Source organism: Emcibacter sp. SYSU 3D8, assembly GCF_039655875.1.
GTDB lineage: Bacteria > Pseudomonadota > Alphaproteobacteria > SMXS01 > SMXS01 > RI-34.
In genome coordinates this window covers 1,041,471-1,055,432 of sequence record NZ_JBBYXK010000002.1, presented here as the reverse complement: position 1 = coordinate 1,055,432, position 13,962 = coordinate 1,041,471, and the positions used below count along the sequence as shown (strand labels likewise).

Annotated in this window: 14 protein-coding genes; 6 read left to right on the top strand and 8 right to left on the bottom strand. The window is 65.0% G+C overall.

Going from position 1 to position 13,962, the window contains the following annotated elements:
• The coding region (locus WJU21_RS11065; protein WP_346323468.1) for a TCP-1/cpn60 chaperonin family protein at window positions 1–424 on the top strand (424 nt) is incomplete at its 5' end.
• Between the two features lie 104 nt (window positions 425–528).
• On the top strand, window positions 529–696 hold the full coding sequence (locus tag WJU21_RS11060) for a hypothetical protein (RefSeq protein WP_346323467.1): 168 nt from the start codon (window positions 529–531) through the stop codon (window positions 694–696).
• Window positions 697–946: 250 nt separating this feature from the next.
• On the opposite strand, the gene WJU21_RS11055 is transcribed toward WJU21_RS11060, so the two are convergent.
• Window positions 947–1,210, bottom strand: coding sequence for a DUF1488 domain-containing protein (locus WJU21_RS11055; protein WP_346323466.1), 264 nt, complete (start codon window positions 1,208–1,210; stop codon window positions 947–949).
• Between the two features lie 318 nt (window positions 1,211–1,528).
• Here WJU21_RS11055 and nhaA point away from each other — a divergent pair, with 318 nt between their 5' ends.
• On the top strand, window positions 1,529–2,686 hold the full coding sequence (gene nhaA / locus WJU21_RS11050) for a Na+/H+ antiporter NhaA (RefSeq protein WP_346323465.1): 1,158 nt from the start codon (window positions 1,529–1,531) through the stop codon (window positions 2,684–2,686).
• 4 nt (window positions 2,687–2,690) lie between these two features.
• Here the strand turns inward: nhaA and nhaB are convergent, their stop codons facing one another.
• Window positions 2,691–4,274 carry a sodium/proton antiporter NhaB gene (gene nhaB, locus WJU21_RS11045; protein WP_346323495.1) on the bottom strand — a complete coding sequence of 528 codons (1,584 nt, stop codon included), beginning with the start codon at window positions 4,272–4,274 and terminating at the stop codon, window positions 2,691–2,693.
• Between the two features lie 263 nt (window positions 4,275–4,537).
• Window positions 4,538–6,415, bottom strand: a complete 1,878-nt coding sequence (gene htpG, locus WJU21_RS11040) for a molecular chaperone HtpG (protein WP_346323464.1) — start codon at window positions 6,413–6,415, stop codon at window positions 4,538–4,540.
• Window positions 6,416–6,946: 531 nt separating this feature from the next.
• Here htpG and WJU21_RS11035 point away from each other — a divergent pair.
• A complete protein-coding gene (locus tag WJU21_RS11035) occupies window positions 6,947–7,288 on the top strand; it encodes a DUF2794 domain-containing protein (RefSeq protein ID WP_346323463.1) in 342 nt (113 codons plus the stop codon).
• 71 nt (window positions 7,289–7,359) lie between these two features.
• Here WJU21_RS11035 and WJU21_RS11030 read toward each other — a convergent pair whose 3' ends face one another.
• The 3 genes from WJU21_RS11030 to WJU21_RS11020 all read right to left on the bottom strand — a co-directional run bounded on the left by WJU21_RS11030 (window position 7,360) and on the right by WJU21_RS11020 (window position 11,413).
• Window positions 7,360–8,100 carry a Bax inhibitor-1/YccA family protein gene (locus WJU21_RS11030; protein ID WP_346323462.1) on the bottom strand — a complete coding sequence of 247 codons (741 nt, stop codon included), beginning with the start codon at window positions 8,098–8,100 and terminating at the stop codon, window positions 7,360–7,362.
• A 110-nt stretch (window positions 8,101–8,210) separates the two neighbouring features.
• Window positions 8,211–10,721, bottom strand: a complete 2,511-nt coding sequence (locus WJU21_RS11025) for an FtsX-like permease family protein (protein WP_346323461.1) — start codon at window positions 10,719–10,721, stop codon at window positions 8,211–8,213.
• The gene (locus WJU21_RS11020) at window positions 10,721–11,413 is read right to left on the bottom strand and encodes an ABC transporter ATP-binding protein (protein ID WP_346323460.1); all 693 of its coding nucleotides are present in this window, start codon (window positions 11,411–11,413) and stop codon (window positions 10,721–10,723) included. The genes WJU21_RS11025 and WJU21_RS11020 overlap by 1 nt, the downstream gene beginning before the upstream one ends.
• A 40-nt stretch (window positions 11,414–11,453) precedes the next feature.
• Between WJU21_RS11020 and WJU21_RS11015 the strand changes: the two genes are divergently transcribed.
• Complete coding sequence (locus WJU21_RS11015; protein WP_346323459.1) at window positions 11,454–12,128, top strand: arylesterase; 675 nt, start codon at window positions 11,454–11,456, stop codon at window positions 12,126–12,128.
• A gap of 67 nt (window positions 12,129–12,195) precedes the next feature.
• Window positions 12,196–12,792 (top strand): RNA 2',3'-cyclic phosphodiesterase, encoded by a 597-nt coding sequence (gene thpR, locus WJU21_RS11010; RefSeq protein WP_346323458.1) that lies wholly within the window; start codon window positions 12,196–12,198, stop codon window positions 12,790–12,792.
• Here thpR and WJU21_RS11005 read toward each other — a convergent pair.
• Together WJU21_RS11005 and WJU21_RS11000 are read right to left on the bottom strand one after the other, a co-directional pair.
• Entirely contained in the window at window positions 12,789–13,205 is a 417-nt protein-coding gene (locus WJU21_RS11005; protein ID WP_346323457.1) for a GFA family protein, read from the bottom strand. The two genes, thpR and WJU21_RS11005, sit on opposite strands and share 4 nt — an antisense overlap.
• Before the next feature lie 42 nt (window positions 13,206–13,247).
• Entirely contained in the window at window positions 13,248–13,955 is a 708-nt protein-coding gene (locus tag WJU21_RS11000) for a DUF2125 domain-containing protein (protein WP_346323456.1), read from the bottom strand.
• Window positions 13,956–13,962: the final 7 nt, after the last annotated feature.

The window sequence follows — 13,962 nt, the reverse complement described above, 5'->3', positions numbered from 1 at the left end:
GGAAGGCATCCTGCCGGGCGGCGGTACCGCCCTGCTGTACGCCACCCGCGCCCTCAGCGACATCAAGTTCGCCAATGACGACCAGCGTGTGGGCGTGGATATCATCCGCCGTGCCCTGCAGGCTCCCGTCCGCCAGATCGCCGAGAATTCCGGCGCTGACGGCGCCGTGGTTGCCGGCAAGCTGCTCGAGAGCACCGACACCAACTTCGGCTTCGATGCGCAGACCGAGACCTATGTGGACATGGTCAAGGCCGGCATCATCGACCCGACCAAGGTTGTCCGCACCGCCCTGCAGGGCGCCGCGTCCATCGCGTCCCTGCTGATCACCACCGAAGCGATGGTCGCTACCCGTCCGGAGCCGCAAGGCGCCGGTGGCGGCGGCATGGGCGGCGGCATGCCCGACATGGGCGGCATGGGCTTCTAAGCCCCGCCGCACCGAGGAATGGGAGAGGGCCGCCGCGCGGTCCTTTCCCAGATCTTCCCGGACATCCAGACCGCACGCCTTCTACCCACAAATGGAGCACCGTCATGAACGAAGACTGGAACCGCCACCGCGAGATTCAGGAACTCGGCGAGTCAATACAGCTGGAGCGTGACGCCATTTCGAAGCTGAAGATCAGCGATCCGTTGAGAAACGATCACTCCGCACGATTGAATACGCTGCTGCGAACGCGCAACAACCTGAAGAACAGTTAGGCCTTCCCCGCCGATTCACGGCCGTCAGCCGTCTGATCACGCCCTGCGCGACACCAGGACAACGCGCAGCAATTCATCGAAGGTGAGCGTTTGGCCATCGACCCGGATCCTGATGTCGGTTCCGGGCGCGCCCACGCTGCGGGCGTACCGCACAGCTTCCTCTGCTGACAGACGGTCTGTCTGCATGGCCACCCGGTCTGGCCCTGTCCACATCAACGTATAAATCATCGCCGCCGGCACTCTCGGACTTCTAGAAGTCCGACACATTGAGCGTGTACCAGACCTTGCTTCCCCGACGGTACAGCCTGACCGCGACCAGATGGATCTGCTCGCGATTGAAGTCGAAGGCATCGAGATAGCCCTCTTCGCCGCGCTGGTTGCGCGGCGCGATGCGCGCCAGCGCGTCCTCGCTCACGCCGAACGAGACCTCCCGCATGTCGTCGTGGCCCAGAAACCGCACGCAGTGCCGGGCGGGATCGTGAAATCGGCTGGAATTGGGAAAACTCAGGGCCATTGTGCGACTCTACGAAGAGGAGGACGATTTCAGATGCTGCTTCGGGAAGCGCCGGCGCGGCGCTCACGGACGACACCCCGCCCACAAGCGGCGAGGGACCATCGCCGAAACTTCACCATGATTGCTGAATCAAATTTTGGGCCCGACGGGCATGAATGTCCCGTGCCAGGACGGCGCTGATGCGACACGTCTTCACTTAGAGCGCACAGGCGGGAATGTAATGCCTCAGGAAAACTAAACATCCGTCCTGTAGCGCTCCGGTTTTGCTTGCCCCGGCCGCCCCGATCCCTAGGTTTCCTTTAAACTACAGAGGATCGCATGGAATTCATCACCAGGTTTCTGAAGCTCGAGGCCGCCGCAGGCATCATTCTGGTTTTCGCGGCGGCGATCGCCATGATCGCGGCGAATTCACCGCTGTCGCCTGTCTATGATGGCTTGCTGCAGACACGCGTGGCGCCGGCGCCGTGGCTCGACAAGTCGGTGGTCCACTGGATCAATGACGGCCTGATGGTGCTGTTCTTCCTGCTGATCGGTCTCGAGTTGAAACGCGAGACCATTGAGGGCGTGCTGTCGGATTTTCGCCAGATCATCCTGCCAGGCATCGCCGCCATCGGCGGCCTTGCGATCCCTGCTCTGGTCTTCGTGTCCATGAACTGGGGCGATGACCTGGCCATGCAGGGCTGGGCGATCCCGACGGCAACCGACATTGCCTTTACCCTGGGCGTGATGGCCCTGCTTGGCACGCGGGTGCCGCTGGGCGTGAAGGTGTTCGTCACCACCCTGGCCATCATCGACGACCTGGCGGCAATCGTCATCATCGCCGTGTTCTACACCCACGACCTGTCCGTGCCCATGCTGCTGGGCGCCTTCGCCGCTCTGGGCGGACTGGTGGTGCTGAACCGCCTGCGTATCACCAACCTGATCCCCTATGTCCTGCTGGGGCTGGTGCTGTGGGTTCTGGTGCTGAAGTCCGGCGTCCATGCGACGCTGGCCGGCGTGGCGCTCGCCTTGACCATTCCCATGTACGACCACAAGGACCGCACGGTGAGTCCGCTGCAGCGGCTCGAACACCGCCTGCACCCCTGGGTCGCCTATCTGATCTTGCCGCTGTTTGCCTTTGCCAATGCCGGCGTGTTCGTACTCGACATGGCGCCGGGCGACCTGCTTCAGCCCCTGCCGCTGGGCATCGCGCTGGGCCTGTTCCTCGGCAAGCAGGCCGGCATTTTCGGCATCACCCTGCTGGCGCTTCGCTTCGGTTGGGCGCCCATGCCGGAAGGCGGCACGAAGACCATCCTGTATGCGGCCAGCGTGCTGTGCGGCATCGGCTTCACCATGAGCCTGTTCATCGGCGGGCTGTCGTTCGATTCGGGCGACACCGTCGCGATGACGCGGCTGGGCATCATCATCGGCTCGCTGGCCTCGGCGGTTCTGGGCTATGTGCTGCTCGCCGCCGGGACCCGGCGGCCGGCCGCCTGATCGCTCAGTGCGGCGCCGCCGGTGCTTCAATAGTGGGGACGTGGTGGTTGATCAGGCCCAGGTCGTACAGGATGTCGGTGGCGGGAACGAGGACGTAGTACACCATCGCCAGCCCGGTCAGGGTCATGGTGATGGTGTAGGGCAGCGCCATGACCACCATCCGCATGTAGGAAAGCCGGATCAGCGGGGCGAGCGCCGACGTCAGCAGGAACAGAAACGCGGCCTGCCCGTTGGGAGTCGCCACGCTGGGAATATTCGTGCCGGTGTTGATGGCGACCGCCAGCAGATCGAACTGGTCGCGGGGAATCTCGCCCAGGCGCCAGGCTTCGGCCACCTGGTTGATGTAGATCGTCGCGACGAACACATTGTCGCTGATCGCCGACAGCACGCCGTTGGCCAGATAGAAGCTCGCGACCTGCGCCGCGCCGTCGAGCTGGAGCACCGCGTGGATCACGGGCGTGAACAGCTGTTGCTCGTCGATGACCGCCACCACGGCGAAGAACACCACCAGCAGCGCGGTGAACGGCAGCGCTTCCTCGAAGGCGTGGCCGATCCGGTGTTCGTCGATGACTCCCATGAACGCTGTCGTGAGCACGATCACCGACAAGCCGATCAGGCCAACCTCGGCCAGATGGAACATCAGCGCCACCGTAAGCCAGACGCCGGCGAGCGCCTGGACGACCAACGCCATTCTGTCGCGGTCGGTGCGCTTCTCGCTCTCGCGCCGGTCGAATTCCAGCAGGTTGTCGCGCACGATCGTGGGCAGCGTGGCGCCATAGCCGAACAGCTTCGTCTTCTCGAGCAGCGCGCAGGTCAGCAATCCGACAGCGAGGACAGGCATGGTGACAGGCACCATGCGAAAGAAGAATTCGACGAAATCCCAGCTGGTGCGTTCGGCGATGAGGATGTTCTGGGGCTCGCCGACAAGCGTGCACACCCCGCCCAGCGCGGTGCCCACGGCCGCATGCATCAGCAGGCCTCGAAGGAACGCGCGAAACTGATCCAGGTCGCTGCGGTGGAGCTCATGGACGTCGCGGTCATGCGTGTGGTCGTGGATCTGGTCGATCCCCTTGCCCGACGCAACGCGGTGATAGATGGCATAGAAGCCGGTGCCGATCGCAATCACCACGGCCGTGACAGTCAGCGCATCGAGGAAGGCCGACAGCACCGCGCCGGCCAGCGAGAACAGCAGCGAAACCGCCATCTTGTTGCGCACGCGCAGCAGCAGCTTGGTGAAGATGAAGAGCAGCAGGTCCTTCATGAAGTAGATGCCCGCGACCATGAACATCAGCAGCAGGATCACGGGCAACGCGCCCTGCACCTCGTGATAGACCGCCTCCGGCGATGTCATGCCCAGAAATACGGCCTCGATCGCCAGCAGGCCGCCGGGCTGCAGCGGGTAGCACTTGAGGGCCATTGCCAAGGTGAAGATGAACTCGGCCACCAGAACCCAGCCCGTGAACACGGGCCCGAACAGCGCAAGCAGGATCGGGTTGGCAACCAGGAATCCGACGATGGCGGCCTTGTACCAGACCGGCGTATTGCCGATGAAATTCTGCAGGAACGGGTTGTTCAGGACCTTAGACATCATGCGCCGTTAACCTCGGATCAGAATTTGCGTCGGAAACACACCACGCCATCACGCGCGGACGCGGGAAACCTGTCGTTCTCCCGCACCAGCCGCTCTGTCGCCGATGATATCCGGAAAATCGCGTAGGAGCGTTAGCCGCCGACACAATACCAAAACCGCGGCGATAAGGTACCCCTTACCGGCTATGCAGGCATGACGATCATGGGTGGCTCAGGTGGATGCGTACCGGGCGCGGTGTGGCCCGGCACGCACGGCAAGGGCTAGTTCAGGCCCTTCGCCATCAGGTCCGCCATCCTCCGGGCAAACGCCGCCGGATCGGACGGCAGCTCGCCTTCCAGTATCCGGGCCTGATCGAGCAGCAGCAGCGCCGGGTCCTTCAGCGCGTCAAGCGCGCCCGGCTGGTCGGCCCGGGCGGCCATGGCGGCGACCAGCGGATGGTCGGGATTGATCTCCAGGATGCGCGGTGATTCGGTCCCCAGCTGGTTATGCATTTTCAGCAGCCGTTGCAGGTTCAGGTCCATGTCGCCATCGTCGGCCACCAGACACACGGCACTGCCGGTCAGCCGGTCCGTGGTGCGCACGTCCTTCACCGCCTCGCCCAGCGCCTCCTTCAGCGCCACGACCAGGGTGGTGAACCTGCTGTCGTCGGGCTTGTCTTCGCCCTGGGCCTCGCCCAGCTTCGACAGGTCGGCGCCGCCGCGGGTCACCGAGCGGAACGGCTTGCCCTCGTGCTCGTGCACCATGGACAGCCAGAAATCGTCGACCGGGTCGGTCAGCAGCAGCACCTCGACACCGCGCGCGGCAAAGCCCTCCAGGTGCGGGCTGCGCCTGGCGGCCTCGATATCGGCCGCGGTGACATAATAGATCGCCTCCTGGCCTTCCTTCACCCGGCCCAGATAATCCTCGAGGCTGGTCCAGCTGTCGCCATGGGTCGACCGGAAACGAGCGATCTTCAGCAGCGCCGCGCGGCGCTCGCCGTCCTCGTAGAGGCCTTCCTTGATCACCGCGCCGAAGTTCTCCCAGATCTTCACGAAGCCTTCGGGATCATCCTTTGCCTTGGCCTCCAGCGCGCTGACCACCCGTCCGGTCACGGCCTTGCGCATGCGGGCGACGACCGGATTGTTCTGCAGCATTTCGCGGCTGACATTCAGCGGCAGATCCTCGGAATCGACCACGCCGCGCAGGAACCGCAGCCAGCCGGGGATCAGGTCGTCCGTGTCGTCGGTGATGAAGACGCGCTTCACATACAGTTTCACCCGCGGCTTGCGCGCCGGATCGAACAGGTCCATGGGCCGTTCGGTGGGCACGAACAACAGGGCGGTATAGTCGATGGTGCCTTCGGCCCGGTAATGCAGCGTCAGCGCCGGCTCGTCGAAGGCATGGCCGGCATGGCGGTAAAACGCGGTATATTGCTCGTCCGTCACCTCGGCCTTGGGCCGGGTCCAAAGCGCCGAGCCCTTGTTGACCGATTCCTCCTCGGTCGTCTCGCCGTCTTTCACCTCGGACAGGTGGATCGGAAAGGCGATGTGGTCCGAATAGGTGGTGATGATGTGCCGCAGCCGGTGGGCGTCGAGATACTCGTCCTCATCCGGGCGGACGTGCAGCGCGATGCTCGTGCCGCGCTCGGCCTGCTCGGCCGGCGCGATGGTGTAGCTGCCTTCGCCGTCCGACGACCACTTCCAGGCCTGCTCGTCCCCCACCTTGCGGCTGGTCACCTCGACCTGGTCGGCAACCATGAAGGCCGAATAGAAGCCGACGCCGAACTGTCCGATCAGCGATACGTCCTTTTTGGAATCGCCGCTGAGCTTTTCCATGAAGGCGGCCGTTCCCGAACGCGCAATGGTGCCCAGATTGGCGATCAGGTCGTCGTGGTTCATGCCAATGCCGTTATCGGCGATGGTCAGCGTCCGCGCTGCCTTGTCGACGGTCACGGATATCCGCAGCGCGGTGTCGCCTTCCATGGCCGCCGGATTGGTCTGCGCCTCATAGCGCAACCGGTCACAGGCATCCGAGGCGTTGGAGATCAACTCGCGCAGAAATATCTCGGTCTCCGAATAGACCGAGCGGACCATCATGTTGAGCAGGCGGGCGACTTCGGCCTGGAACTCATGTGTTTCGGCGGCGGCTTGTTGCGTCATCGGCGACTCCCTGTTTGGCGAACGGCTACATAGGAACAGCCGCACGGCGCATCAAGGTGCATTCGCCGTCGAGGGATGATTTGGAGGGATTGCGCCGGCCCGAAAATGATGTGCCCGGCCGCATGAGATGAAATGGGCTTGGGGGCTACAGATTCATCTCACAGCGACCGGGCGACGAGGCCAACAATGACCTTATTGCTGTAAAATGTGGCGGGATTTGGACGGTGGCGCGGCAAGGTTGCGATGGATTGACCCAATCCCACTGCGCATGAGCGCCGCACCGGTGGCCCTCGGGGCACAGGAGCCCGAAACATGAGAATGCCCGGCCGTCTCGGTCGGAATGGGCTTGGGGGCTACAGATCCGACTGACACGACCGGGCGACGAGGCCAACAACCAGATAGTCGCTTTTGATTGTGGCGCGAATTGGTTCTCTCTCCGGCGAATGAGAGGTGTTTTCATCGCTTTTCCATGGCAGGCGGCAGGCAGATTCCGTGTTTACATTCCCGTGAACGAGGCGGCTTAATTGCTCTATGCAAAACGTGACCAGCCTCGCCGAATACCGGGCGACACCGCCAAGCATCTTCTTCAACCGGCGCGAGCTCAATCAGATCCTGCGGGTTTACGGGCAGATGGTCGCCGACGGGGAATGGCGGGATTACGCGATGGCCGACGGCGCCGAACGGGCCGTGTTCTCGGTATTCCGGCGATCGAGCGAAGTCGCCCTTTACAGGATCGTCAAATGCCCCAAATGGGCCAAGCGCCAGGGCGCCTGGGCGATCCTGGCGCCAGGCAACCAGATCCTGAAGCGCGGCCATGAACTGGAGACCGTGCTGCGCTTCTTCGAGCGCAAGCGCCTCAACGTGGTCGACTGAACCGCGCCACGCCCCCAACGAAAAACGCCCGGCACTGGGCCGGGCGTTTCGAGTTTCCTTGAACGTGACGCCTAGTCGCGCGAGCTGCCGAACAGCCGCAGCAGCATCATGAACAGGTTGATGAAGTCCAGATACAGGCTCAGGGCACCCATGACCGACAGCTTGGCGGTCTGCTCCTTGCCGTAGCCGGCGTAGTAGAGTTCCTTGATCTTCTGGGTGTCGTAGGCCGTCAGGCCGGCGAAAACGAGCACGCCGATCACCGAAATCACGAACGACATCATGGTCGAGGCCATGAAGATATTCACGACGCTGGCGATGATGATGCCGATCAGGCCCATGAACATGAACTTGCCGACCGGGCCCAGATCCCGCTTCGTGGTGTAGCCGTACAGGCTGAGCGCACCGAACATGCCGGCGGTGATGAAGAACACCTTGGCGATGCTTTCCCCGGTGTACATCAGGAAGATGCTGCTGAGGGACAGGCCCATCAGTCCGGCATAGACCCAGTACGATGCCTGTAGCGCGAACAGGCTGAGCTTGTTCAAGCCGAAGCTCATCACCATCACCAGCGCAAGCGGCGACAGGATCACCACCCACTTCAGCGGCGACAGATAGATGGCCTGCCCGAAGGCGGAAAGCTGACCCGCATCGGTCACGGCCATGCTGGACACGACCAGGGCGACGATGCCGGTAAGCAGCACGCCCGATGCCATGTAATTGTAGACATGCAGCATGTGTGCGCGGAGGCCGCGATCGATGTCGGCGGCAGTCCCCGTACCCACGCTGGCAGGCGCTCTGTAGTCTTGTGCCATTGCTGACAGACTCCTTGATGAAACGAGCCACGCACACGGCTCAAACCAATGGTTCCTAATATCGAGGGGTGGACCTCAGGTTTCAAGGTAAAGCGTTTGGAAAACTTCTGTTAATCTACCCGAAGATGCGGCGCCGGCCGCTCGCCAAGGGCGCGCCAGGTGCCAAGGAAGCCGAAGGTCACGGTAACCGCCAGTCCCGCTGCGGCGGTCGCCACCAGAATCTCCGGGTGCAGGCTCCAATTGGCCTCCATGATCCGGGTGATCACCAGCCACGCCGCCAGGGTGCCGAGCGCCATGGCGATCAGTGCGGTGATCAGTCCCATCAGCGCGTATTCGACCAGATAGACCCGGGCGATATCGGCGCGGCGCGCGCCGAGCACCTTGAGGATCACCGCGTCCCGCACCCGTTCGTTGTAACCGGCGGCCATGGCGCCGGCGAGGACGGCAACACCGGCGATCAGCGCCGCGAACGCGGCGCCCGAGACAGCCTGGTTGATCTGCTTCAGCAGCGTGTTGACGGTGGCCAGCACGTCACGGACCCGCACCGAGGTGACGTTGGGGTGCTCGCGGCCCACCGCCCTGTCGACTCCCGCTTCATGTTCCTGGTCGACCCGCACCGTTGCGAGATAGGTATGCGGTGCGTGCTCGAGCGTGCCGGGCGCGAAGATCACGGAAAAGTTCATGCCCATGCCCGACCAGTCGATTTCGCGCAGATTGGCGATGCTGGCGGTGATGGGCCGGCCCATGACGTTGAAGGTCAGCGTATCGCCGACCGCCAGGCTCATGCCCTCGGCCAGCTTCGCATCGAACGAGATCTGCGGCGGTCCGGCATAATCGGCCGGCCACCAGTCGCCGGCGACGATCGTGTTCTGCGCCGGCAGGGACGCGGTATAGGTGAGGCCCCGGTCGCCGCGCAGCGCCCACTGGGCATCGGCCGTCACCTTGGCCTCCTCGGCGCGGACACCGTTCACCTCGGTGATCGAGGCCCGCAGCATGGGCGCCCGGTCGACCGCGGCCACGCCGGGAAGACCGCGCACCAGCGTCTCGAATCCGTCAATCTGGTCGGGCTGGATGTCGATGAAATAGTAGGACGGCGCATCGGCGGGCACGCCGTCCCTGATCTGGGCCGACAGATTGGCGCTGATCTGCGCGACGGTTACGAGCAGCGTCAATCCCAGTCCCAGCGACAGCACCACATTGGGCGTAGCGGCGCCGGGCCGGTGCAGATTGGCGAGCGCCATGCGCCAGACCCTGCTCGCCGGACGCGGCAGGTAAGCGGCGATGCGCATCAGGGCCAGCCCCGCCAGCCACAGCACCAGGAAACTGGCCGCCGAGCCCAGCAGGAACCAGCCGGTGAACCGGCGCTCATCGGAAAACAGCAGCGCAAGAGCGGCGAGCGCCGTCAGCGCCGCGCCGCTGAGCGCCACGTAACGCCAACGTGGCCGGCCGGACACCGGTGCAACGATCTGCCGGAACAGACCGGCGGCGGGCACGTCGCGCGCCCTGCCCAGCGGCCATGCGGCGAAAGCCAGCACGGTCAGCAGGCCATAGCCTGCCGCAAGCAGCAGCGGTTCGGCATAGACGCCGGGGCGCGCGGGCACCGGCAGCATGTCGCGCAGCCAGGCGATGACCGCGAACGGGATCGCCGCCCCCAGCACAAGGCCCGCGGCGATACCGGCCAGCGCCAGCAGCATCACCTGCCAGAGATAGATCCGGAACACCAGACCGCCACCCGCGCCCAGGCTCTTGAGGGTCGCGACCGCCTCGCGCTTGGTGGCCAGATAGCCGGCGGTGGCGTTGGCGACGCCGACGCCGCCAACCAGCAGCGCGGTGAGCCCGGAAAGCGACAGAAACACGCCCAGCCGTTCGAGGAAGCGCTTGATGCTGTCGGCGCCGTTCTGCCGGTCGCGCATGCGCCAGCCGGCATCGGGGAAACGCTCGGTCAGGTCGCGCTTGGCGGCTTCGAGATCGGCACCCGGCGGCAGCTTCAACCGGTACTGGTAGCGCACGATACTGCCCTGCTGGATCAGGCCGGCCGGCACCAGGCTGGCATCGGAGACGAGAACACGCGCGCCCAGCGTAAAGCCGTCACCGGCCTTGTCGGGTTCGGTAACGGTAACGGCGCTGATGCGGTAGTCGATGTCGCCGATCCGCAACAGGTCGCCAACCTGCGTGTGCGTCTTGTCGAGAACGGCCTGCTCGACGGTGACGCCCCAATGTCCGCCGCGATACGCCAGCGCATCGGCCAGCGGCATGGACGGCGCCAGCACGGCGGTTCCGTAAAGCGGATAGGCTCCGTCGACCGCCTTGAGTTCGATGGTTGCCCGCCGGTCGAGATCGGCGGCGGCCATGGAGCGCAGCGTGGTGGTGCGGCTGACGGGATACAGGCTGGTGACGTAATCGAGCGCGGCCCCGGGCATGGGCTCGCTGGTCATGCGCAATTCGATGTCGCCGCCGAGCAGCGGCCGGCCATGCTCGCCGATGCCTTCGAGCACCGCGCCGCGCACGCCGCCAACTGCGGCGATGGCCGCGACACCCAGCACGATGCACAGCAGAAAAATGCCGAAACCCCGCAGGCCGCCCCGCAATTCGCGCAGCGCGAGGCGCAGGGCCAGCGGCATCAGACCGCGGCCCCGGCAAGAGCCATCTGCGGCTCGTCGTCGATACGGCCGTCACGCAGCCTGATCTGGCGGTCGCAGCGCTCGGCGAGACCCGCGTCGTGGGTGATCAGCACCAGCGTGGTGCCGCGTTCCGCCTGCAGCGCGAACATCAGCTCGATGATCGCGGCGCCGGTCCCCGCATCCAGGTTGCCGGTGGGCTCGTCGGCCAGCAGCAGGCCGGGCTGCGGCGCCAGCGCGCGCGCCAGAGCCACCCGCTGCTGTTCGCCCCCCGAAAGCTGTCCCGGATAATGCTCGGTGCGCGCGCTCAGGCCGACAATGTCCAGTTCCCGGGCGGCGCGGTCGAAGGCATCCCGGTCTCCCATCAGCTCCAGCGGCACCGCCACATTCTCCAGCGCCGTCATGGTCGGGATCAGGTGAAAGGACTGGAAGACAATGCCGACACGTCCCCGCCGGAACCGGGCCAGCGCGTCCTCATCCATGCCGGTGATGTCCTGGCCGTCGATGGCGACGCGGCCGCTGGTGGGCTTTTCCAGTCCCGCCATCACGCTCATCAGCGTGGACTTTCCCGAGCCGGACGGACCGACCATGCCGGCCGCCTCGCCGGCCGCAATATCGAGATCGATTCCGCGCAGGATGTTGACGGGTCCGGCGCGGCTATTAAGTGTTAGATGAATATCGTCGAGGCGGATCATTGGAACACGCATGCAGCCGGACAGGAGTCACCGATATGGGATGGAGCGGCTGGTTGTCAAACTTTGCGCCCTGCTGCTCGTACTCTGCATCCCCCTTGCCGGCCACGCCGCCGCGCCTGACGGCACACTTCAGGTGTTGGTGCTGGGCGACAGCCTGACCGCCGGCTACGGCCTGGAACCGGGCCAGTCCTTCCCATCGAAACTGGAAGCCGCCCTCAAGGCCAGGGGCGTGAAGGTGACGGTGCACAACGCCGGTGTTTCCGGCGACACGGCCAGCGGGGGCGCCAGCAGGCTCGACTGGGCGCTGGCCGGCGTGCCGGGCAAGCCCGACCTGGTGATCCTCGAGCTGGGCGCCAACGACATGCTGCGCGGGGTCGATCCGGCCATTACCACGAGGGCGCTGACCGCCATCATGGACCGCTTCAGCAGGGACGGCGTGCCGGTGCTGATCGCCGGCATGAAGGCGGCGCCCAACATGGGCGCAACCTTCGTGAATCAATTCGACGCGATCTATCCGGCGCTGGCCGCGAAATATGATGCGCCGCTTTATCCGTTTTTCCTCGACGGGGTTGCCGGGAACAAGGCGCTGAACCTGCCCGACGGCCTGCACCCGACGGCCGAAGGCATCGATGTGATCGTGACACGCATCGTCCCGATGGTTCATAATCTCCTTGAGACGCGGCCCGCCGGCCGCACTGTGTCTGGCGCCAAGTAGTGGCGGCATCGAAGAGATTCGCTAATCGCATGCCGGCCCGGCATGCGGAGACGTTACGGTAGATGCCATGTTGCGCCTGTTCGTCGCTCTGCCATTGCCTCCGGAAGTCCGGTCGCGCCTGATCGGCCTGATGGGCGGTGTTAATGGCGCCCGCTGGCAAACCGACGACCAGCTTCACCTGACCCTGCGGTTCATCGGCGAGGTGGACGAGGCCAGGGCCGAGGACATCGACAGCGCCCTGCGCGCCATTAATTTCGCGCCGTTCCAGGTGTCGCTGCAGGGTACGGGACTTTTCGGCGACATCCGCAAACCACGCATGTTGTGGGCCGGCGTCGGCCCGGAAGCGCCGCTGGCGCATCTGGCGCAAAAAATCGACACGGCCATGGTCCGAATCGGCCTGCCCGCCGAGCAGCGCAAGTTCATGCCGCATGTCACGCTGGCGCGCTTCAAGGGGCCGAGCGGCCGTGTGGACCGCTTCCTCGCCGCCCACGACCAGCTCTGGTCGCAGCCCTGGAATGTCGCGCGGTTTACCCTGTTCCGCAGCCACCTGGCGCATTCGGGCGCCATTTACGAGGCGCTCGCCACCTACCCGGACGAGGACGGTGATGAGGATTCGGGCGAGGCGCAGGTGGCCTTGCTGAACCGCGCGCGGGGTATCCGCTAGCCTTTGGCGTTCGAACGCGCGGGCACGCCGTCGAACGCGGGGACGTCTTCCAGACCAGCATCCCATGCGGCCCGGCTGGCCCAGAAAATGTGCGCGTCCGGTCGGAGGTCGATGTCGCTATCGAGGCTTCCGGCGGGAACGACCAGCAAGGCACTTTCCGTCTGGACCCGGGGAAGGGCTGCGCCGCATTCCGTGCAGAAGCTTTTCTCGTGACGGGTGCCGGGAACCCGGTAGGCTTTGACATGGGCCTGCCCCGCCAGCCACGCAAGGGTGGCGGTGGATGAAAACAGATTGGCCGCGTGCGCTGACCCGGTGTCTTTCCGGCATCGCCTGCAATGACAAAGGAAAAAGCCGTCCAACGGACCGCGCACCTGGAATTTGACGGCACCGCACTGGCAGGATCCCGCAATCATGGGCGTACTCGCTTTCTATCCCGGACCGACAAGCGAACCGCCCTAGAACGCCTGCTGCAGCGCTTCCGCCTCATCGGGCGAAAGCGTCTTGCCGCCGGCATGCGCCAGATCGCCCTTCTCGTCGATATTCAGGTTTACGGTCCCGTCCTGCTGGGCCTCGCCGTACCGGGCAACGAGCCCGGCCAGCCGGCCGGTGGCGGCTTCCTTCGGGGTGATGCCCCTGGCCGAAACGGCAACGGCATGCTCGGCGGGCGGGCCGATGACTTCGCGCCGCACATGCAGCTGCATGCGTGCCGCATGGAGCCGCGCCACGGCGGGCTGCTCCAGCGTGACATTCATGGCATCGAGGTCGAGTTGATACTGCCCGCTCTCATAGCCCACCAGACTCGCCAGCGCCCGCTCGGCATTGATGCGGCCCGTGGCGCCCTCGATGCCGAAGTCGACCGGCGCGTCCAGATGCAGGATCAGGTGATCGCCGGCAAAGGGCTGGAAGATGCCCGTCACGGCCGGCGTCGATGCCCAGTCCGTACCCCAGGTCACCTTCACGTCGGCAAGCTGGACGTTGAACCGGAACGGGTAACCGCCCACGCCGGCCGACCTCTGCCGCAGCGCCGCGCCGGGCGGAAGCGACTTGGCCAGCGCCTGTGGGAACGCCGTTTTCAGATGGTCTGCCTCGTTCTGCCACCAGATGGTATAGCCGCCGACCAGGATGCCCAGGCCGCAGAACAGAGCCAGATATCTGTTGATCATGGCAGTG